The following is a 20,825-nucleotide window of genomic DNA, read 5'->3' as shown; positions in this document are numbered from 1 at the left end:
GCGCTCACCCCGAACGTTTGATTTTTTTATTTTATCCAAGAGGGATATGCTTACTCAATAATATTATTCTCTTGGTCTTTTACGTAACTTTTCATTTCATCGGTTACCGTAATTCCTTGCTCGGCAGCGGCCTTCAGATTGAGAATGAAATCAAGCTTCTGAGGAACTGTAACGTTCATCTCACCCGGGTTTTTACCATTCTTCAAAATTTCAACAGCCATTTGTCCAACTTCATAACCGTGATCATAATATTTAAAACCAACCGTTGCGAACGCTCCTTTCTCAACCGTATCCCGATCTGCTGAGAGGAAGGGGATGTCGTTTTCATTTGCGATTTCGATAATCGCATCAGCGCCTGTTACGACATTATTATCAAGTGTAATATAAATCGCATCAACACGTCCTACCAGCGATTCTGCAGCTTGCTGCACTTCAGAAGTGTTGGCAATCGGAGCTTTTACCAATTCAATGTTATGGGATTTTAATGCTTCCTCCGCGTATTTTGCCATCACAACCGCATTTGATTCGCCTTCGTTAATGACAAGGCCGACTTTCTTCACGTTTGGCAGTTCTTTCGCGATAAAATCCATCGTTTGCTTAATCGCATCCGGATTCGTATCCGCAGCGCCAGTTATGTTGCCTCCCGGTGCTTGCAACTGCTTCACGATTCCCGCGTCGATCGGATCCGTTACTGCCGCAAACAAAACCGGAATTTCAGTAACATCTTCAGCAAGACTTAACGCTGACGGCGTCGCGATACCAAGTGCAAGATCGCTATTGCCTGATGCGATTTTCTGAGAAATTGTCTTGATGTTCGTCATATCGTTTTGCGCATTATTAAAATCAATTTTGAGGTTTTTCCCTTCTTCAAATCCAGCATCCTTCAAAGCGGCAATAAAACCATCGTAAGTGGCATCCAGAGAAGGGTGCTCCACGATTTGTGATACGGAAATCGTGTAAGTCTTTTCCGACTCGCTGCCTGCACCTGCTGTATTTCCTTCATTCGTTATACCCGTATTATCTTTGCTTGCGCCGCATGCGGCAGATACAAGCATCACCGATGCGATTGCAATACCTATCCAAAACTTTCTATTCATCATTCCAAACCCCTCTCAAGTTGTCCCTCGTCTCATTTTCAGCTCGCATAGGCTTAATCGGACACAGCAAAAACTCATCACTTTCCCACGGTAAAATATGTGACTTAACTAAGTTGTTGGTTCACCCACCGAGCATGGACGAGCATTATTCACTATTTCTTAATTCTAATGGCGCTTAACGCATACAGTCAATCCTAAGTTGTCTGTAAAAAAAGTATGAAGTACTTTTGCCTGCATTCATGCAAAAAAGCTCTCACCAAGTGAGAGCTTTTTCATTCTTAGCGGCTAAGCCGCTTTGAATTATTTTTGGATAGATGCTACTGCGCCAGCGCCTACTGTACGGCCGCCTTCACGGATGGAGAAACGAGTTCCCTCTTCAACCGCGATCGGAGCGATAAGCTCAACCGTTACAGTGATGTTGTCGCCAGGCATAACCATTTCAGTGCCTTCTGGCAGGTTGATGATACCTGTTACGTCAGTTGTACGGAAGTAGAACTGTGGACGGTAGCCTGTGAAGAAAGGCTTGTGACGGCCACCCTCTTCTTTAGTAAGAACGTAGATTTGTGCAGTGAAGTTTGTATGCGGCTTAACCGAACCCGGTTTAGCCAAAACTTGTCCACGCTCGATGTTGCTGCGATCTACACCACGAAGCAATGCGCCTACGTTGTCGCCAGCTTGTGCGGAGTCAAGCAATTTACGGAACATTTCAACGCCAGTTACAACGGATTTACGGGATTCTTCAGCAAGACCGATAATTTCGACCTCATCGCCTACTTTGATAACGCCACGCTCTACGCGACCTGTAGCAACTGTACCACGGCCAGTGATTGTGAATACGTCCTCGACAGGCATAAGGAAAGGCTTAGCTGTGTCGCGCTCAGGAGTTGGGATGTAAGTATCAACTTGCTCGAAGAGCTCGATGATTTTATCAGCCCAAGGACCTTCTGGGTTTGCAAGAGCTTCACGAGCTGCACCGCGAATGATCGGAGTGTCGTCGCCTGGGAACTCATACTCAGAAAGAAGGTCGCGAACTTCCATTTCTACCAATTCAAGAAGCTCTTCGTCTTCAACCATGTCGCATTTGTTCAAGAATACAACGATGTAAGGAACGCCTACTTGTTTGGAGAGCAGGATGTGCTCACGAGTTTGTGGCATTGGGCCGTCAGTAGCGGATACTACAAGAATAGCTCCGTCCATTTGAGCAGCACCAGTAATCATGTTTTTAACATAGTCGGCGTGACCAGGGCAATCAACGTGAGCGTAGTGACGAGCAGGCGTCTCATACTCAACGTGAGCTGTCGAGATTGTGATACCGCGCTCGCGCTCTTCTGGAGCTTTATCGATTTGGTCAAATGCGATTGCTGCACCGCCGTATTTTTTGGAAAGTACAGTTGTGATCGCAGCTGTCAAAGTCGTTTTACCATGGTCGACGTGACCGATTGTACCGATATTAACGTGCGGTTTGTTACGTTCAAATTTAGCCTTAGCCATTGAACTTGAGCCTCCTCAATATATCTTAGTTTTTTATGTGTGGGCCGGCAGCTGGTCTGCAAGCAAACTTAGTTGACGGCCGTAAAGCTTTTTATTCGAACAAAAGCGATTATTCGCCTTTGTGCTTAGAAATGATCTCTTCAGAGATCGATTTCGGAACTTCTTCATAGTGAGAAAGCTCCATCGAGAATACGCCGCGTCCTTGTGTACCGGAACGAAGAGTTGTGGAATAACCAAACATCTCGGAGAGAGGTACCTTAGCACGGATAATTTGCGCACCTGCGCGAGTATCCATACCTTCGATACGACCACGACGGGAGTTCAACATCCCCATAACGTCGCCCATGTACTCTTCAGGAACAGTAACTTCAACCTTCATGATTGGCTCGAGCAAAACTGGCTTACACTTTTCTTTAGCAGCTTTAAGCGCCATCGAACCAGCGATCTTAAACGCCATCTCCGAGGAGTCGACATCATGGTACGATCCGTCAACAACAACAGCTTTGACATCAACGAGCGGGAAGCCGGCTACAACACCATTCTTCATCGACTCTTCAATACCAGCCTGGATAGGAGCGATAAATTCACGAGGAATTGAACCGCCGACTGTTTTGTTTTCGAATATAAAGCCTGTACCTGGCTCAAGTGGAGTAAACTCAACCCAACAATGACCGAATTGACCTTTACCGCCGGACTGACGTACGAATTTACCTTCAACCTTCGCAGCTTGACGGAACGTCTCACGGTAAGCAACTTGCGGCTTACCAACGTTTGTCTCAACTTTGAATTCACGGAACATACGGTCAACGAGAATTTCAAGGTGAAGCTCACCCATACCAGAAATAATCGTTTGGTTTGTTTCTTCATCCGTATGCGCGCGGAAAGTAGGATCTTCCTCAGCAAGCTTGGAAATCGCAATTCCGAGTTTATCTTGGTCTGCTTTCGTTTTTGGTTCGATCGCAACCGAGATAACCGGCTCTGGGAAGTTCATTGATTCAAGAATAATCGTGTTCTTCTCATCGCAAAGAGTGTCGCCTGTTGTTGTATCTTTAAGACCAACAGCTGCGGCGATATCTCCGGAGTAAACCTCCGAGATCTCTTGACGGCTGTTCGCGTGCATCTGTAGTATCCGTCCAATACGCTCACGTTTGCCCTTAGTTGAATTAAGAACATACGAACCGGATTTTAGAACACCTGAATATACACGGAAGAACGTTAATCTGCCAACGTAAGGATCCGTCATGATTTTGAAAGCCAAAGCCGCAAACGGCTCTGTATCGGATGATGGTCGCGAACCTTCTTCACCGTCTTCGAGCGTACCTTTGATAGCTGGTACATCGAGTGGGGATGGAAGATAGTCTACTACAGCATCCAACATCAATTGAACACCTTTATTACGGTATGAGGAGCCAACGATAACTGGGAAGATTTTAACTTCACAGACACCCTTACGGAGTGCTGCTTTGATTTCTGGAATTGTGATTTCTTCACCTTCCAAATATTTCATCGTTAATTCTTCATCCAATTCCGCAACCTTCTCAATCAATTCCGTACGAAGTTCTTCGACTTGGTCGGCGTACTCCGAAGGAATTTCGATTTTCTCAGGGTCTTTTCCGAGATCATCTTTGTACGTATAAGCTACGCGTTCAACAATATCGATTACGCCTATGAAATCACTCTCAGCGCCAATCGGAATCTGGATCGCAACAGCATTGGCTTGCAGACGCTCACGCATGTCTTTGATAACATTTAGGAAGTCTGCACCAATGATGTCCATCTTATTGACGTAAGCGATCCGTGGAACGCTATAACGGTCAGCCTGACGCCATACGGTTTCAGACTGCGGCTCAACGCCTTCTTTAGCACTGAAAACCCCAACGGCCCCGTCCAATACGCGCAGGGAACGCTCAACTTCAACTGTGAAGTCAACGTGTCCCGGGGTGTCGATAATATTAATGCGGTGTCCATTCCATTGAGCGGTGGTCGCGGCAGACGTAATCGTAATACCGCGCTCTTGTTCTTGTTCCATCCAGTCCATCGTAGCTGCACCTTCGTGCACCTCTCCGATTTTGTGGGTACGGCCAGTGAAGAACAAGATCCGTTCAGTAGTTGTAGTTTTACCAGCATCAATATGCGCCATAATCCCGATGTTACGCGTATTTTTCAAGGAGAACTCTCTTGACATAAAATTGTCTCCTCTCGAATGTGAAGATTCTACCAGCGGTAGTGAGCAAACGCTTTGTTTGCTTCAGCCATTTTGTGAGTATCTTCGCGCTTCTTAACAGCTGCGCCAGTGTTATTGGAAGCATCTGTGATTTCAGCAGCTAAACGCTCTTCCATCGTTTTCTCACCGCGGTTACGTGAGTAGTTCACGAGCCAGCGGAGACCAAGTGCCGTACGGCGCTCTGGTTTAACTTCGATAGGCACTTGATAGTTAGCACCGCCGACACGGCGAGCTTTAACCTCAAGTACTGGCATAATATTTTTCAAAGCTGCTTCGAACACTTCCATCGGATCTTTACCCGTGCGTTCTTGAATCAGTTTGAAAGCATCATACAACAGCGTTTGAGCAACACCTCTTTTACCGTCAAGCATAATGCGGTTAATAAGACGTGTCACCAGCTTGCTGTTATATAGCGGATCTGGAAGCACATCGCGCTTCGTTACAGGACCTTTGCGTGGCATGAGAAAGTCCCCCTTTCTTCTAATAGTCGCTTATTCTAGCATTGCGATAACCTTATAGGGTTATACTTACGATTTTTTAACTTTTGGACGCTTCGTTCCATATTTCGAACGGGATTGGTTCCGGTTGTTAACGCCTGCTGTATCAAGTGCGCCGCGAACGATATGATAACGAACCCCTGGAAGGTCTTTTACCCGTCCGCCGCGAATCAATACTACGCTGTGCTCTTGCAGGTTATGTCCGATACCCGGGATGTACGCTGTAACCTCTACGCGGTTAGTTAGACGTACACGCGCATATTTACGAAGCGCGGAGTTCGGTTTCTTAGGAGTCATTGTACCTACACGAGTGCACACACCGCGTTTTTGAGGAGCGCTGATGTTTGTAGCTTCACGTTTCAGAGCGTTGAAACCTTTTTGCAATGCTGGCGATTTCGATTTAACCACTTTCGCTTCACGTCCTTTACGGACCAGCTGGTTAATTGTTGGCATGTTGCCACCCCCTTCCCTTATATGAATGTCTTTTAACTTGGTAGACATTTTACCTAAAATTAAGCCCACAGATCCAGGCGGTTCATAAAAGAACAAACAAAAGTTCTCGCCAGTCAATCATCCTAAAATAATCAACTAACAAAAACGGTTATTGCGTTATTCTTCTTCAGGTACAAGTGCTGCCATTGCGGCACCGACATTGATTCCGCAGGTTTCCCCAAGGTCATCCATTGTGTCGATCCATTTGTATGGAACTCCCGTCCGCTCGCATAGATGAACAATCTTCTCTTTCATCTGCGGATCTGCATCTCGTGCAACGTAGACTTCGATAGCTCTATTGTGCTCGAGCATCTTCATCGTCTGTTTTGCGCCGACTTTGAATTGCATGAAATCACCTTCAATTCTTTCTTAAAGCGATCACACAACTAGGCACACTTCGATATATTATCACCTATGCCGTGCTCGTGTCAAGAAACTTTAAAGATATTCATTTGCAAATGTTTGGTTAAGGACAAGCAGCTCTGTAACATGCGAAAGAGCGGGCACTAGCCGCTTCTGGAAGAAGCGATTAATGTTTCGCTCTTTCGATGTAAACTCGTATCGGCTTAAAGCAAGGTCAGGCCGCTAAGCGGTCTATTCGATCGCTACAGCTTCCGTTTCAGTCTCAAGATCTGCCAATTCGACAACGCCATCCTCAATGCCGGCAAAACGAATGTTCCGGTAACGCGGCATACCCGTTCCTGCTGGAATCAGCTTACCGATAATAACATTTTCCTTGAGTCCAAGCAACTGGTCAACTTTGCCTTTAATAGCCGCATCGGTCAATACGCGAGTTGTTTCTTGGAAAGATGCCGCAGATAAGAACGAATCCGTCTCAAGGGAAGCTTTCGTAATACCAAGCAATACCGGTTTGGCCACGGCTGGCTCCAAGTCTGCAAAAATCGCAGTGCGGTTTTGCGATTCATATTCATGAATGTCGACAAACGCGCCTGGGAGCAATGTAGTACCGCCCGCGTCTACGATCCGGATCTTCCGGAGCATTTGTTTAATCATGACTTCAACGTGCTTGTCATTGATTTCTACCCCTTGGTTCCGGTAAACGCGCTGTACTTCTTGCAAGATATAGTTTTGAACACCGCGGATACCTTTGATACGCAGCATATCTTTAGGGTCAATCGAACCATCAGTCAGCTCATCGCCGGCCTCGATTTGTTGGCCTTCCGTAACGCGAATACGCGAACCGTAAGTTACGGCATATACTTTCGATTCCGCTTCACCTTGAACTTCGATCTCACGACGATCTTTCGCTTCGCGAATTTCTTTGATTACACCATCAAGCTCGGAAATAATCGCTTGACCTTTCGGATTACGCGCCTCGAACAACTCTTGAATACGCGGCAAACCTTGCGTGATATCATCGCCGGCAACGCCGCCCGTATGGAACGTACGCATTGTCAGCTGTGTTCCCGGCTCACCGATCGATTGCGCTGCGATAATACCTACCGCCTCACCAATCTCAACATGTTTACCTGTCGCCAGGTTACGACCGTAACAAATTTTACATACGCCATGACGTGCACGGCAGCTGAGAACAGAACGAATTTGCAGCTTCTCAACGCCTGCATCAATGATCGCATCCGCTTTGTTTGAATCGATCAATTCGCTGCGGTTCACGATAATTTCGCCTGTTTTCGGATGACGAACCGTTTCAAATGCGTAGCGCCCTTCAATACGGTCGTAAAGATCCTCAATAACCTCTTTACCGTCTTGAATTTTGCTTACAGAGAAGCCTTTGTCCGTGCCGCAATCGTCTTCGCGAACGATTACGTCCTGTGCTACGTCGACAAGACGACGTGTCAAGTAACCCGAGTCAGCTGTACGAAGCGCTGTATCTGCCAAGCCTTTCCGCGCACCATGCGTCGATATAAAGTACTCGAGTACTGTAAGACCTTCACGGAAGTTCGATTTGATAGGCAATTCGATAATACGACCGGATGGATTGGCCATCAGACCACGCATACCGCCAAGCTGTGTAATTTGAGATTTGTTACCCCGTGCTTTAGAATCCACCATGAGCATGATGTTGTTATAACGATCCATCGATTTCATAAGAACATCGGTGATTTCGTCTTTACATCTGCTCCATATGCCAATGATCCGGTCATAGCGCTCTTCGTTCGTAATCAAACCTCGGCGGTATTGATTCATAACGGTGGCAACCTTCTCTTCGGATTTTTGAATAATTTCATCTTTCTCTTTCGGGATGATAACGTCAGCTACGCCGATCGTAATACCAGCCTTAGTGGAGTAAGTGAAACCAAGCTGCTTAATCCGGTCAAGAAGCATCGCAGTAAGCGTCGTGTGGTATTGACGGAAGCACTCCGCAATAACTAGTGCGAGATAGTCCTTGCCTACCGCCCCCGGCGTATCGATAGCTTCCATAAATTTCGGCAGATCGGCGCCTTTTTCGTACACAAAATATTTATCTGGCGTACCTTGCAGTAGATTCGTCTTCGTCGCTTCGTTAATGTAAGGGAAATCTTCAGGGAAAATTTCATTGAAGATTACTTTACCTACTGTAGTGACAAGTAACGAGTTTTGCTGCTGCTCGGTGAAATTCGTTTTCTTAAGAACGCGAACCGGAATAAAAATTCTCGCATGCAAGGAAACAATACCGCGCTGATAAGCAGAGATCGCTTCGTTAATGGTACCAAATACAGAACCGCTGCCTTTTGCTTCTTTGTTATCCATTGTCAAGTAGAAACTTCCGAGTACCATATCCTGTGAAGGAGTTACAACCGGCTTACCGTCTTTCGGGTTCAAAATGTTACCTGATGCAAGCATAAGCAAACGGGCCTCCGCTTGTGCTTCAGCTGATAACGGAACGTGAACGGCCATTTGGTCACCGTCGAAGTCAGCGTTGTACGCTGTACATACGAGCGGGTGAAGCTTAATGGCGCGACCCTCGACTAAAATCGGTTCAAATGCTTGAATACCTAGTCTGTGAAGGGTCGGGGCACGGTTAAGCAATACCGGATGTTCCTTGATGACTTCCTCAAGAACGTCCCATACCTCAGGGCTTACGCGCTCTACCTTACGTTTCGCACTCTTAATGTTATGCGCCAAACCTTTATTTACAAGCTCTTTCATAACGAATGGCTTAAACAATTCAAGTGCCATTTCCTTCGGCAGGCCGCACTGGAACATTTTCAGGTTTGGACCTACGACGATAACCGAACGACCGGAATAGTCAACCCGTTTACCGAGCAAATTCTGACGGAAACGTCCTTGTTTACCCTTAAGCATATGGCTGAGGGATTTGAGTGGACGATTACCAGGACCCGTAACTGGACGTCCGCGACGACCGTTATCGATCAATGCATCGACAGCTTCCTGCAGCATCCTTTTCTCATTCTGAACGATAATATCAGGTGCGCCCAAATCAAGCAAACGCTTCAGACGATTATTACGGTTAATAACACGACGGTAGAGGTCGTTAAGGTCAGACGTCGCGAAACGACCGCCGTCCAGCTGTACCATCGGGCGAAGCTCCGGCGGTATAACCGGAAGCACATCCAGAATCATCCATTCCGGTTCGTTACCGGAATTGCGGAATGCTTCTACAACTTCAAGACGCTTGATCGCACGGTTACGGCGTTGGCCTTGAGCTGTGCGCAGCTCTTCTCTCAATTGCTCCAATTCTTTGTCTACATCGATATCTTGCAAAAGCTTCTTAACCGCCTCGGCGCCCATACCGGCATGGAAACCATACCCGTACTTCTCCCGGTAGCTGCGATATTCTTTCTCGGACAGAAGCTGTTTTTTCTCAAGCGGCGTATCACCTGGATCCGTTACGACATAGGATGCAAAATAGATGATCTCCTCAAGCGAACGAGGAGACATATCAAGAGCAAGACCCATGCGGCTTGGGATTCCTTTAAAGTACCAAATATGAGAAACAGGAGCCGCTAGCTCGATATGCCCCATACGCTCACGACGAACCTTCGCGCGAGTTACTTCAACGCCGCAGCGGTCACAAACAACACCTTTATAGCGTACGCGTTTGTATTTGCCGCAATGACATTCCCAGTCTTTTGTAGGTCCAAAAATTTTCTCGCAGAAGAGTCCTTCCTTCTCCGGCTTTAAGGTCCTGTAGTTGATTGTCTCCGGTTTTTTAACTTCTCCGCGGGACCACGAGCGAATTTTATCCGGCGAAGCCAGACCGATTTTCATATACTCGAAGTTGTTCACGTCCAACAAGGAGCAACCCTCCTCCGTCATGTATGACTGTATCTTTCTAGCAGCTGAATTCCGTCAAGGGCGCGTGACCATAAGACAGAATTCAGCGACTAGTTTATTCAGCAGCGCCTGCTTCGGCACCTTCTAAATTAAGGTTTAGCTTATCGCCAGTAGCCTCGTCTTCATCGTCCATTTCTTTCATTTCGATCTCTTCTTCATTCTCAGACAGAATCTTAACATCCATACCTAAGCTTTGAAGCTCTTTGATCAAAACTTTGAAAGATTCTGGAACGCCTGGTTCTGGAACGTTCTCGCCTTTAACGATCGATTCGTACGTTTTCACGCGGCCAACCACGTCATCGGACTTCACGGTCAGAATCTCTTGCAGCGTGTATGCGGCACCGTATGCTTCAAGCGCCCATACCTCCATCTCCCCGAAACGCTGTCCGCCGAACTGCGCTTTACCACCGAGCGGCTGCTGGGTAACGAGCGAGTAAGGACCAGTAGAACGGGCATGGATTTTATCGTCGACCATGTGTGCCAGCTTGATCATATACATGACCCCAACCGTAACCTCACGCTCGAAATTTTCTCCTGTCCGACCGTCATACAGGACAGTTTTACCGTTACGCTGCATACCAGCTTCTTCCATTGTATCAAAAACGTCATTCTCACGTGCGCCGTCGAATACCGGCGTTGCCGCGTGAATGCCAAGATGCTTGCAAGCCATACCCAAGTGAACCTCAAGCGCTTGACCGATGTTCATCCGCGATGGAACGCCGAGCGGGTTAAGAACAACCTCTACAGGTGTGCCGTCTGGCAGGAATGGCATATCCTCTTCAGGCATGATACGAGCGATTACCCCTTTGTTACCATGGCGTCCGGCCATTTTGTCGCCCTCGGAAATTTTCCGTTTCTGAGCAATATAAGCACGTACCAATTGGTTAACGCCAGGCGGCAATTCATCGCCGTTCTCACGGGTAAACACTTTCACGTCTACTACAATACCGTCGGTACCATGCGGTACTCGAAGCGATGTATCGCGAACCTCACGAGCTTTCTCACCGAAGATCGCATGCAGTAATCTTTCTTCCGCTGTAAGCTCCGTAACACCCTTAGGCGTAACTTTACCTACGAGGATATCGCCAGCGCCAATTTCCGCACCGACACGAATGATCCCGCGCTCATCCAAGTTGCGAAGAGCCTCTTCCCCGACGTTCGGAATGTCACGTGTAATTTCTTCAGGTCCAAGCTTCGTATCACGAGCTTCAGACTCATATTCTTCAATGTGAATAGATGTATAGACATCTTCCTTCACAAGCTTCTCACTAAGCAAAATGGCGTCCTCGTAGTTGTAACCTTCCCACGTCATGAAAGCAACGACAACGTTGCGCCCAAGAGCCAATTCACCCTTTTCCGTAGAAGGACCGTCAGCGAGAATATCGCCTTTCTTGATAACATCGCCTTTGCGAACAAGCGGACGCTGGTTGATGCATGTTCCTTGGTTAGAACGCATAAACTTGTGCAGCTTATGTTTAACCAAGTCACCCGTTACCGGCTTGCCGTCAATTTGCTCTACACGGCGAAGCCAGATTTCATTCGCGGAAGAACGCTCGATGATCCCATCGTATTTCGCGACGACACAAACACCGGAGTCTTTCGCAGCCTTGTGCTCCATGCCGGTTCCAACAAGCGGAGATCTCGGAATAAGAAGCGGAACGGCTTGACGCTGCATGTTCGATCCCATGAGGGCACGGTTGGAGTCATCGTTTTCCAGGAATGGAATTAACGCTGTAGCAACCGATACAACCTGTTTAGGCGATACATCCATGTAGTCAACGCGCTCGCTCGGCATCGTCAAGATATTATCGGCTTGTTTATTGTAACGAACAATCGTATTCGCTTCTGTGAATGTATTATCAGGATTCAGCTTCGCATTCGCTTGCGCGATAACGTAGTTATCCTCTTCATCGGCTGTCAAATAAGCGATTTGTGCAGTAACGACGCCCGTCTTCGGATCTACCCAACGATACGGCGCTTCAATAAAGCCGTATTCGTTAATACGCGCGAATGAAGACAAGGAGTTGATCAAACCGATGTTCGGTCCCTCTGGCGTCTCGATCGGGCACATCCGCCCATAGTGGGAGGGATGGACGTCTCGAACTTCAAAGCCTGCGCGTTCCCTAGTCAAACCGCCGGGTCCGAGTGCGGATAAACGACGCTTATGCGTCAGCTCAGCAAGCGGATTCGTCTGGTCCATGAACTGGGAGAGTTGTGAGGAGCCGAAAAACTCTTTAATCGATGCTATGACCGGACGAATGTTAATTAACGCCTGCGGCGTAATCGCATTCGCGTCCTGAATGGACATTCTCTCGCGCACAACGCGCTCCATACGAGACAAACCGATACGGAATTGGTTTTGAAGCAGCTCGCCTACCGAACGCAGACGGCGGTTACCCAGATGATCGATATCATCCGTGCTGCCTACGCCATGAAGCAGGTTAATAAAGTAGTTAATGGAAGAAATAATGTCCGCAGGCGTTATATGCTTTACGGATTTGTCAATTACTCCATTTGCAATGACTTTAATAACCTTACTCTCATCATAAGGCGAGAATACGCTAATCGTTTGTAGTGGAATACTATCAGCATCCAGGACGCCGTTAGCAACATGATACGTTTTGAAGCCTACATCCTTCTCAAGCTTCTCAAGAATTTCATCAAGCAATCGGCGATCAATCATCTGACCGGTTTCTGCGATAATTTCACCTGTTGTCGGGTCAATTAAGTTTTCCGCAAGCCGTTGATTGAACAAACGATTCTTAATGTGCAGCTTCTTGTTTATTTTGTAACGGCCAACGTTGGCCAAGTCATATCGTTTCGGATCAAAGAAGCGTGCTACCAGCAAGCTCTTCGCATTATCCAGAGTCGGAGGCTCACCCGGACGAAGACGCTCATAAATTTCGATCAGCGCTTTCTCGGTCGAATCCGTATTGTCCTTATCTAGCGTATTGCGAATGTACTCATCGTGGCCAAGCAGCTCTAGGATTTCTGCGTCTGTACCGAAACCAAGCGAACGCAAAAGCACCGTTACCGGTATTTTCCGGGTCCGGTCAATACGAACGTAAATAATATCTTTGGCATCTGTTTCAAGCTCCAGCCAAGCGCCGCGGTTAGGTATAACCGTTGCTGTGTAATTCTTCTTCCCGTTCTTATCGACCTTCGTGCTGAAGTACACACTTGGGGATCGAACCAATTGGCTGACTATGACACGCTCGGCCCCGTTAATGATAAACGTGCCCGTTTCTGTCATAAGCGGGAAATCACCCATGAAAACTTCTTGTTCCTTTACCTCGCCGGTCTCCTTGTTAAAAAGTCGCACCTTAACTCGTAAAGGAGCTGCATACGTCACGTCGCGCTCTTTTGATTCATCGACCGAGTACTTCGGTTCGCCCAAGCTATAGTCGATAAACTCAAGCGATAGATTGCCCGTAAAGTCCGAAATCGGAGAAATGTCTTGGAACAACTCAATCAAGTCGCTTTCCAAAAACTTCTCATACGATTTTTGTTGGATTTCAATCAGGTTCGGGACTTCCAGCACCTCGTTGATCCTGGCGTAGCTTCTGCGCGCGCGCCGACCATACTGAACAAGTTGTCCTGCCAACTTAACCTCACCCCTCATGTCTGTATCACAGCATCGATACTTACTGCGTCACCATAGTCGGAACCAGCCGCCTATATAGTCAAATAAAGAAAAGCCCTTATCGAATAGTTCGAAAAAAGAGCATGTTCCGGCAGTTAACCGATCGCAGCGCGGACGCGATAGTCTCATATCATGTAATTTTGCCCAAAACGTAAACATTATACGTCAAATGTATTATTTTTATGCATTCCGCGCTCAAAAATCACACTTGACATTTTAGTTAACTAAAGAGATTGAGCCCAATTTAATGCTGACATTTAATAATATTACCATATTCAAAAAGTCAAGTCAATAAATTTCGGAAGATTTTCAAAGAAATTTTCAAAATATCTTTTGTTTCATATTCTAATCTTTTACAGCTCTGAAAATCCGATAGCCTTTGTCCTTCGTTACTTCTTCTACTTCTCCAAACAACGCTTTCAGCTTTGCTTCAGCGGAAGGCGCTCCTTGCTTCTTCTGGATGACGACCCACATGCTGCCTCCACGCTCCAGCAATTGATAGCCCTCCTCAAAAATCTGATGGACTACCGATTTGCCTGCGCGGATCGGCGGATTCGTAATGATCGTATTAAACCTCATAGACTTAACTGCTTCGTAGACATCGCTCTGAAAAACAGTCACGTTCGAAATCCCGTTTAACTCAGCATTCTCTCGCGACAGTTCTACTGCCCGCTCGTTAATATCGATCATCGTAACTTTCCCTTGCGGAGCGAGCTTAGCGGCCGTCAGTCCTATAGGGCCATAACCGCAGCCGACATCTAACACGTTAGCATATGCTTCAAGTTCTAATGCGTCTATTAAAACCCGACTTCCATAATCGACACCAGACTTTGAAAAAACGCCGGCATCTGTCACAAATCGAAAAGAAATTCCTCGCAGAGATACTTCATGAACGTGACGATTATGCTTCACGTCCGGGCTCTGGGAGTAATAATGATTCGACATAATCCATCCCTCCCGCCGTCGCTTATCGTTGAACATACAACGAACCCCTTGAAACCTGACGTTTCAAGGGGCTCGTCAGCCGATTCACAACTCTTTCTCATGAATGACTGTATTCTATTGACGCAATATTACTTAACTTCTACGGAAGCGCCAGCTTCAGTAAGTTTAGCTGCAACTGCTTCAGCTTCTTCTTTAGCCACTTTTTCTTTGATTGCTTTAGGAGCGCTGTCAACCAAGTCTTTCGCTTCTTTCAGGCCAAGACCTGTAATTTCGCGAACAACTTTGATTACGTTGATTTTGGAAGCGCCAGGGCTGTTAAGGATTACGTCGAATTCGGATTGCTCAGCTTCAACAGCTACTGCAGCGCCGCCTGCTGCAACTGGAGCTGCAGCTGTTACGCCAAATTCTTCTTCGATTGCTTTTACAAGGTCGTTCAGTTCAAGAACGGTCATAACTTTAATGGCTTCTAAGATTTGCTCTTTAGACATGGTTATACCTCCGAAAGTTGGGTTTATTTTTTTTGGTTTGTTTATATGGCTGGCCTGAGCCAAACCGTTACAACACATGGTTGTTGATTATTAAGCTTCTTGTTTCTCGCCGACTGCTTTAACCGCAAGCGCGAAGTTGCGCATTGGAGCTTGCAATACGCTGAGGAGCATAGAGAGTAAACCATCGCGGGATGGAAGCTCCGCAAGTGCTTTAACTTCTTCCATGCTAACGACTTTACCTTCAACAATACCGCCTTTAAGTTTCAAGGCGTCATTCTTCTTTGCAAAATCGTTCAAAATTTTTGCTGGAGCAATAGCATCGTCTTTGCTGAATGCAATAGCTGTAGGACCTGTCAGAATGTTATTCAATTCAACATAATCCGTACCTTCCGTTGCACGGCGAACGAGCGAGTTTTTCAAAACTTGAAAATCAATTCCTGCTTCACGAAGTTGTTTCCGAAGTTCAGTTACTTGCGCAACGTTCAATCCACGATAGTCAGCAACTACTGTGCTGGAGCTCTCAGCGATTTTAGCAGCGATTACTTGAACCGCCTCTTGTTTCTCTTGGATGATATTTGCGTTAGCCAAACTGTACACCTCCCGTAATAGTATACATTCCGTTAATACGACGGGCTTTCCACGCCTCGATGCATGAGAAAGGCCTTCGCAGACACTGCGAAGGCCATGATGTCGTTATCGCGCATCAATCCCAAAGGATCGAATGTTGCTTACAAACGTTTTATCATAACACCTCGGTAGGAAATTAAGCCTAAAGGCACCTACTGTCTACGGTATGCGTATTCGAATGTCAGTTCCGTTTCTATTAGCGATAGTTCGCTGTCGATACACGCGCGCCAGGGCCCATTGTCGAAGAAACGGCGATGTTTTTCAGGTAAATCCCTTTAGCTGCAGCCGGTTTCGCACGGTTCAGCGCGTCTACCAAAGCTTTGAGGTTCTCGTTCAGCTTCTCAGCATCGAACGATACTTTTCCGATTGGAGCGTGGATTTGACCTGCTTTATCAAGACGGTATTCAATCTTACCGGCTTTGATTTCTTGAACGGCTTTAGTAACATCGAATGTTACTGTACCAGCTTTCGGGTTAGGCATCAAGCCTTTACCACCGAGAATACGTCCAAGTTTACCAACTTCAGCCATCATGTCCGGCGTTGCTACGCAAACGTCGAATTCGAACCAGCCTTGTTGGATTTTGTTGATCATGTCTGCATCGCCAACGAAGTCAGCGCCAGCAGCTTCCGCTTCTTTCACTTTTTCGCCTTTTGCGAAAACGAGAACGCGTTTAGTTTTACCAGTACCGTGCGGCAGTACCACTACGCCACGAACCGCTTGGTCTTGTTTACGAGGGTCTACACCCAAACGAACTGCTACTTCAACAGATTCGTCGAATTTAGCTGTCGCAGCCTTCTTAACAAGCTCGATCGCTTCCAAAGGCTCGTATGTTGCTTCGCTGTCAATCAGCTTAGCAGCTTCTACATATTTCTTGCCGTGTTTAGCCATTGTATAATCCTCCTTATGTGGTTGTAGCGGAAAATCCTCCTAGGAATGATCCTCCCACTTGCAAAGTCGAAACTTTGCAAATCGAACCGCCTTTCGGCAGGCTCTATTCGTTCGCCCCGGTGGGCGAAGCGACATTAGTCAACAATAGTTACGCCCATGCTGCGAGCAGTACCTTCTACCATACGCATTGCCGCTTCTACAGAAGCTGCGTTTAGATCGGGCATTTTTTGCTCAGCGATTTCGCGAACTTTGTCACGTTTTACAGTAGCGACCTTCTTCTTGTTCGGTTCGCCTGAACCTTTTTCGATTCCAGCTGCGACGCGAAGCAATACTGCTGCCGGCGGCGTTTTTGTTTCGAATGTGAAGGAACGGTCTTCAAAGACTGTAATAACAACTGGAATAATCAAGCCTGCTTGATCTGCGGTACGAGCGTTAAACTCTTTACAAAACGCCATGATGTTAACGCCTGCTTGACCTAGTGCTGGACCGATTGGCGGCGCTGGGTTTGCTTTACCTGCAGGAACTTGCAATTTGACCATTTTAATGACCTTTTTTGCCATGCCTGACACACCTCCTTACTCATTAATCCACGCGTAAACAGCATATACAGCCATTAGGCGTATTGCTATTCAGCGAAAAAGCTTTCACCGGAACGATCCGATGAATCTGGAAACCGGAAATTATATCTTTTCCACTTGAGTATAATCCAGCTCAAGCGGGGTCTCCCTGCCAAACATGTTCACATGAACCTTGAGCTTCGCTTTTTCCAGCAAAATTTCTTCTACTGTTCCAACGAAATCAGCAAAAGGACCTACTTTGACGCGAACGGTTTCCTTCAAGTCGAACTCAATCTTCGGCTTCGGCTCTTCCATGCCCATGTGCTTCAAGATCTGTTCGACCTCGTCAGGCAATAAAGGAGTCGGCTTTGAACCGGATCCAGTTGATCCTACAAACCCTGTCACGCCAGGCGTATTACGAACAACGTACCAAGAATCGTCGGTTTGAACCATTTCCACAAGAACATAGCCGGGGTAGACCTTGCGCTGGACAGTCTTCTTCTTACCGTCCTTCTCTACCACTTCATCTTCCATAGGAACAAGCACACGGAAAATTTTGTCTTCCATGCCCATCGATTCAACGCGACGCTCCAAATTGGCTTTCACCTTGTTCTCATAGCCGGAGTAAGTATGCACGACGTACCATCTTTTTTCCATCATAAATCCACCTTTGGTCCCTTCTTAAACAATGAGTTCAACCAGAGACGAGATTCCGATGTCAAGAAGCCAAAAGTAAATCGTCACAAACGTGATCGTAAGCAAAACCACGATCGAATAGCTTGTCAACTCTTTACGGCTTGGCCAGCGAACCTTCTTCAGTTCTGCCCAGCTGTCGGCAAAAAAACTAAACGTTGTACCAAAGCCTTGCTTCAGTTTAGCCAAAAATGCCACGGTCACACCTCCAGTTGACTATCTCGTCTCGCGATGAGGAGTCTGCTCGTTACAGAACTTGCAAAACTTCTTCAACTCGATGCGGTCGGGGTGATTGCGCTTGTTCTTGGTGCTCGCATAGTTTCTCTGTTTGCAGTTTGTGCATGCCAACGTGATAATAACCCGCATTGAATTACACCTCCCGAACTGCTACAAAATACGAATCATGAAACTCTATATGAAAGAGCATTGATTCAGACGCCAAAACGAAAAAAAACCTCGATTTCAGGCCTACCTAAACACTTTATCATAGTGTATTTTTGATGTCAATGTAAAAGATAGTGTATAGCCTGCAAATAATTGGCAGCAAATGCGACATCGGACTCGTTTCTATCAGTATAGTCTGCTTGCGCCCTTTTAAAACACAAAAGGACTGCATATTCCATCTTGAAACGGCCAGATGAAATACAGCCCTTCGCTACGTTGATTTCTGTATGGTTGCGGTTAACCGCTAATGTCTCTGACTTCCAAATAACGTTCCAGCTTGCGCTTCACGCGCTGCAGAGCATTATCAATTGATTTCACATGTCTGTCCAGATCTACGGCAATTTCCTGATATGATCTTCCGTCCAGGTAGAGCATGAGCACCTTGCGTTCAAGGTCGCTCAAGATTTCGGACATCTTATCTTCTAATCCTACAAACTCTTCTTGATTAATAATAAGCTCCTCAGGATCGGAAACCCGCGTGCCGCATATAACATCCAGCAGCGTGCGATCCGAATCTTCATCATAGATGGGCTTATCGAGCGATACGTAGGAATTAAGCGGAATGTGCTTTTGACGCGTGGCTGTTTTGATGGCGGTAATAATTTGCCTCGTTATGCACAATTCGGCGAAGGCTTTAAAGCTAGCAAGCTTGTCCCCTTTAAAATCGCGAATTGCTTTATAAAGACCAATCATACCCTCCTGTACGATATCTTCACGATCCGCACCGATAAGAAAGTAGGAGCGAGCTTTGGCTCTCACAAAATTCTTATACTTATTTATCAAATATTCCAACGCTATGCTGTCGCCATTGCGGACCGCTTCAACGATGTCCTCGTCCGTACTGCTGTCATACTCAAGCGTACTCCATTCTTTGAGGTCGATACTCACGAACAATCCCTCCGGCCTGCAAGGCGTACACCGCTAGATTCAAGCGTAAACGGCTGACACCGCCCGCCGGCGGCAAAAGCTCGTTTCGCGGAGAAATATAAGCATATCTATAGAAGGAACCTGATAGAATCTTATATTTCAAGAAACATAGAGTCAGTATACATTATGTAACCTTGCAACGTCAACCAAGCGCTCCTTCATAAATAATAGATTTAATAGTAAAAATGTAACTTTGTGGCATGCCGTTTACCGCTCGAAAAAAAGCTTCTCTTGTCCATTTCCCCTTATTTTTCTCCTCGGCGCAGCCTCTCCAGCTGACTGCGAACCTCGAGACTGATAATCCCGTCTACCGGATTGCGCTTTCCCGGCTTCTCCTCGCGCAGCGATTGCTCGATGTTTTTACGGTTTTGGCCGATATCGATTAGAAGCTCTCGAGCGGATACGCGAAGAGCCCCCTTGCCGAACGCCACGTGCTGCTCCACTAAATCAGAGGTTGCTACATAGATATTTCTACGTCTGACGAACAGCTCCGAACAAAGGCGTTCAATACATTCGTCAGCCGTCTCCTTCTCTTTCGTGTATACAATTGTCAGCTTATGATGTCGATAGGTGGCACCGAGCCCGGGTACCTGATGCGCGTCAAACACGACATACACCTGCATTCCCGTGAATCCCTGATAGTCCGCCAGCATATCCAACAGCTTATCGCGGGCGTCCTCCAAATCATGTTCCTTCAGCTTCTCGAGCACCGGCCAGGCTCCAATCATGTTATATCCGTCGACTAACAAAATATCGTCGCGCCGGTTCATGCCCTATACACTCCTACGCTGCCGAACAACTTCATACATCAGTACGCCGGCTGCGACGGATGCATTAAGTGAATTTAATTGGCCTAACATTGGAAGCTTTACAAGAAAGTCGCATTTTTCCTTAATCAGCCTTCCCATTCCTTTGCTCTCATTTCCGATCACGATGGCAAGCGGCATATCAAACTTCATTTTGTAGACATCCTGTGAAGCGCTGACATCAGTACCCGCTACCCATACGCCCGCTTCTTTAAGCTTATCGATCGTTTGCGCCAGGTTTGTGACCCGCGCAACCGGCACATGCTCCGCGGCGCCTGCCGATGTCTTCAGAACGGTGGCGGTTAACCCTGCTGAACGGCGCTTCGGGATAATGACGCCGTGTACGCCCGTACATTCAGCCGTCCGCAGTATCGAGCCTAAATTGTGGGGATCCTCAATTTCGTCAAGCAGAAGCAGAAACGGCGTTTCACCAAGCTTTCCGGCTCTCTCAAGAAGCTCTTCCACTTCCACATAGGCAAAAGCCGCTGCTTGTGCGACTACGCCTTGATGCGTAACGCCGGGGGCTAAGCCGTCGAGCTTTCTTTTGTCGACAAATTGCACGACGATGCCCTGCTTCTTCGCTTCCGCAACGATGGGCTGCGTCAGGCTTTTCTGCGCGCCGTCGGCAATCCATATTTTATTTAATTCGCGTCCGGAACGCAGCGCCTCAAGTACAGGGTGTTTCCCGGCGATGATTTCCTCCTGATTCGTTTCTTCTGTCATTGGATATCCTCCTAGTTATGTG

Annotated in this window: 19 protein-coding genes and 1 other annotated feature; all 19 genes read right to left on the bottom strand. The window is 47.0% G+C overall.

Translation table 11 applies throughout. The features are described from left to right. Nucleotides 1-50 precede the first annotated feature (50 nt). Nucleotides 51-1,097 (bottom strand): ABC transporter substrate-binding protein, encoded by a 1,047-nt coding sequence (locus L1N85_RS17670; RefSeq protein WP_235240421.1) that lies wholly within the window; start codon nucleotides 1,095-1,097, stop codon nucleotides 51-53. A 300-nt stretch (nucleotides 1,098-1,397) separates the two neighbouring features. Beyond that, complete coding sequence (tuf, locus tag L1N85_RS17665) at nucleotides 1,398-2,588, bottom strand: elongation factor Tu (RefSeq protein WP_235240386.1); 1,191 nt, start codon at nucleotides 2,586-2,588, stop codon at nucleotides 1,398-1,400. 109 nt (nucleotides 2,589-2,697) lie between these two features. Continuing rightward, the gene (gene fusA / locus L1N85_RS17660) at nucleotides 2,698-4,773 is read right to left on the bottom strand and encodes an elongation factor G (protein ID WP_235240385.1); all 2,076 of its coding nucleotides are present in this window, start codon (nucleotides 4,771-4,773) and stop codon (nucleotides 2,698-2,700) included. Between the two features lie 29 nt (nucleotides 4,774-4,802). Beyond that, on the bottom strand, nucleotides 4,803-5,273 hold the full coding sequence (gene rpsG / locus L1N85_RS17655) for a 30S ribosomal protein S7 (RefSeq protein ID WP_028609662.1): 471 nt from the start codon (nucleotides 5,271-5,273) through the stop codon (nucleotides 4,803-4,805). 66 nt (nucleotides 5,274-5,339) lie between these two features. Beyond that, the gene (gene rpsL, locus L1N85_RS17650) at nucleotides 5,340-5,762 is read right to left on the bottom strand and encodes a 30S ribosomal protein S12 (RefSeq protein WP_235240384.1); all 423 of its coding nucleotides are present in this window, start codon (nucleotides 5,760-5,762) and stop codon (nucleotides 5,340-5,342) included. Between the two features lie 156 nt (nucleotides 5,763-5,918). Further along, nucleotides 5,919-6,149, bottom strand: a complete 231-nt coding sequence (locus L1N85_RS17645) for a ribosomal L7Ae/L30e/S12e/Gadd45 family protein (RefSeq protein ID WP_235240383.1) — start codon at nucleotides 6,147-6,149, stop codon at nucleotides 5,919-5,921. A 246-nt stretch (nucleotides 6,150-6,395) separates the two neighbouring features. Further along, entirely contained in the window at nucleotides 6,396-10,022 is a 3,627-nt protein-coding gene (gene rpoC / locus L1N85_RS17640) for a DNA-directed RNA polymerase subunit beta' (protein WP_328285239.1), read from the bottom strand. A 94-nt stretch (nucleotides 10,023-10,116) separates the two neighbouring features. Then, nucleotides 10,117-13,665 carry a DNA-directed RNA polymerase subunit beta gene (rpoB, locus tag L1N85_RS17635; protein ID WP_235240382.1) on the bottom strand — a complete coding sequence of 1,183 codons (3,549 nt, stop codon included), beginning with the start codon at nucleotides 13,663-13,665 and terminating at the stop codon, nucleotides 10,117-10,119. 384 nt (nucleotides 13,666-14,049) lie between these two features. Then, a complete protein-coding gene (locus L1N85_RS17630; protein ID WP_235240381.1) occupies nucleotides 14,050-14,649 on the bottom strand; it encodes a class I SAM-dependent methyltransferase in 600 nt (199 codons plus the stop codon). Nucleotides 14,650-14,777: 128 nt separating this feature from the next. Next, nucleotides 14,778-15,137, bottom strand: a complete 360-nt coding sequence (gene rplL, locus L1N85_RS17625; protein WP_235240380.1) for a 50S ribosomal protein L7/L12 — start codon at nucleotides 15,135-15,137, stop codon at nucleotides 14,778-14,780. A gap of 90 nt (nucleotides 15,138-15,227) precedes the next feature. Next, entirely contained in the window at nucleotides 15,228-15,725 is a 498-nt protein-coding gene (gene rplJ / locus L1N85_RS17620; protein ID WP_235240379.1) for a 50S ribosomal protein L10, read from the bottom strand. 56 nt (nucleotides 15,726-15,781) lie between these two features. Then, nucleotides 15,782-15,947 (bottom strand) — a sequence feature (ribosomal protein L10 leader region). Nucleotides 15,948-15,960: 13 nt separating this feature from the next. Further along, on the bottom strand, nucleotides 15,961-16,653 hold the full coding sequence (gene rplA / locus L1N85_RS17615; RefSeq protein ID WP_235240378.1) for a 50S ribosomal protein L1: 693 nt from the start codon (nucleotides 16,651-16,653) through the stop codon (nucleotides 15,961-15,963). 134 nt (nucleotides 16,654-16,787) lie between these two features. Beyond that, a complete protein-coding gene (rplK, locus tag L1N85_RS17610) occupies nucleotides 16,788-17,213 on the bottom strand; it encodes a 50S ribosomal protein L11 (protein WP_028609671.1) in 426 nt (141 codons plus the stop codon). 120 nt (nucleotides 17,214-17,333) lie between these two features. After that, entirely contained in the window at nucleotides 17,334-17,867 is a 534-nt protein-coding gene (nusG, locus tag L1N85_RS17605; protein WP_235240419.1) for a transcription termination/antitermination protein NusG, read from the bottom strand. A gap of 24 nt (nucleotides 17,868-17,891) precedes the next feature. Next, a complete protein-coding gene (secE, locus tag L1N85_RS17600) occupies nucleotides 17,892-18,101 on the bottom strand; it encodes a preprotein translocase subunit SecE (RefSeq protein WP_056636022.1) in 210 nt (69 codons plus the stop codon). Nucleotides 18,102-18,119: 18 nt separating this feature from the next. After that, on the bottom strand, nucleotides 18,120-18,269 hold the full coding sequence (rpmG, locus tag L1N85_RS17595) for a 50S ribosomal protein L33 (RefSeq protein WP_028609674.1): 150 nt from the start codon (nucleotides 18,267-18,269) through the stop codon (nucleotides 18,120-18,122). Nucleotides 18,270-18,584: 315 nt separating this feature from the next. Continuing rightward, complete coding sequence (sigH, locus tag L1N85_RS17590; protein WP_235240377.1) at nucleotides 18,585-19,235, bottom strand: RNA polymerase sporulation sigma factor SigH; 651 nt, start codon at nucleotides 19,233-19,235, stop codon at nucleotides 18,585-18,587. Nucleotides 19,236-19,519: 284 nt separating this feature from the next. Then, nucleotides 19,520-20,044 (bottom strand): NYN domain-containing protein, encoded by a 525-nt coding sequence (locus tag L1N85_RS17585; protein WP_235240376.1) that lies wholly within the window; start codon nucleotides 20,042-20,044, stop codon nucleotides 19,520-19,522. A 3-nt stretch (nucleotides 20,045-20,047) separates the two neighbouring features. After that, nucleotides 20,048-20,803, bottom strand: coding sequence for a 23S rRNA (guanosine(2251)-2'-O)-methyltransferase RlmB (rlmB, locus tag L1N85_RS17580; RefSeq protein ID WP_235240375.1), 756 nt, complete (start codon nucleotides 20,801-20,803; stop codon nucleotides 20,048-20,050). Nucleotides 20,804-20,825 lie beyond the last annotated feature (22 nt).

Origin of the sequence: Paenibacillus alkaliterrae (assembly GCF_021532375.1) — a bacterium.
Taxonomy (GTDB): domain Bacteria; phylum Bacillota; class Bacilli; order Paenibacillales; family Paenibacillaceae; genus Pristimantibacillus; species Pristimantibacillus alkaliterrae.
Note: the sequence above shows the minus strand (reverse complement) of the source record. Positions and strands in the feature narration are given on the sequence as shown.

Coding starts and splice junctions, on each gene's coding strand:
- L1N85_RS17670 (WP_235240421.1), bottom strand. CDS start 1,097: ATGAATAGAAAGTTTTGGATAGGTATTGCAATCGCATCGGTGATGCTT.
- tuf (WP_235240386.1), bottom strand. CDS start 2,588: ATGGCTAAGGCTAAATTTGAACGTAACAAACCGCACGTTAATATCGGT.
- fusA (WP_235240385.1), bottom strand. CDS start 4,773: ATGTCAAGAGAGTTCTCCTTGAAAAATACGCGTAACATCGGGATTATG.
- rpsG (WP_028609662.1), bottom strand. CDS start 5,273: ATGCCACGCAAAGGTCCTGTAACGAAGCGCGATGTGCTTCCAGATCCG.
- rpsL (WP_235240384.1), bottom strand. CDS start 5,762: ATGCCAACAATTAACCAGCTGGTCCGTAAAGGACGTGAAGCGAAAGTG.
- L1N85_RS17645 (WP_235240383.1), bottom strand. CDS start 6,149: ATGCAATTCAAAGTCGGCGCAAAACAGACGATGAAGATGCTCGAGCAC.
- L1N85_RS17630 (WP_235240381.1), bottom strand. CDS start 14,649: ATGTCGAATCATTATTACTCCCAGAGCCCGGACGTGAAGCATAATCGT.
- rplL (WP_235240380.1), bottom strand. CDS start 15,137: ATGTCTAAAGAGCAAATCTTAGAAGCCATTAAAGTTATGACCGTTCTT.
- rplA (WP_235240378.1), bottom strand. CDS start 16,653: ATGGCTAAACACGGCAAGAAATATGTAGAAGCTGCTAAGCTGATTGAC.
- rplK (WP_028609671.1), bottom strand. CDS start 17,213: ATGGCAAAAAAGGTCATTAAAATGGTCAAATTGCAAGTTCCTGCAGGT.
- nusG (WP_235240419.1), bottom strand. CDS start 17,867: ATGGAAAAAAGATGGTACGTCGTGCATACTTACTCCGGCTATGAGAAC.
- rpmG (WP_028609674.1), bottom strand. CDS start 18,269: ATGCGGGTTATTATCACGTTGGCATGCACAAACTGCAAACAGAGAAAC.
- L1N85_RS17585 (WP_235240376.1), bottom strand. CDS start 20,044: ATGAACCGGCGCGACGATATTTTGTTAGTCGACGGATATAACATGATT.
- rlmB (WP_235240375.1), bottom strand. CDS start 20,803: ATGACAGAAGAAACGAATCAGGAGGAAATCATCGCCGGGAAACACCCT.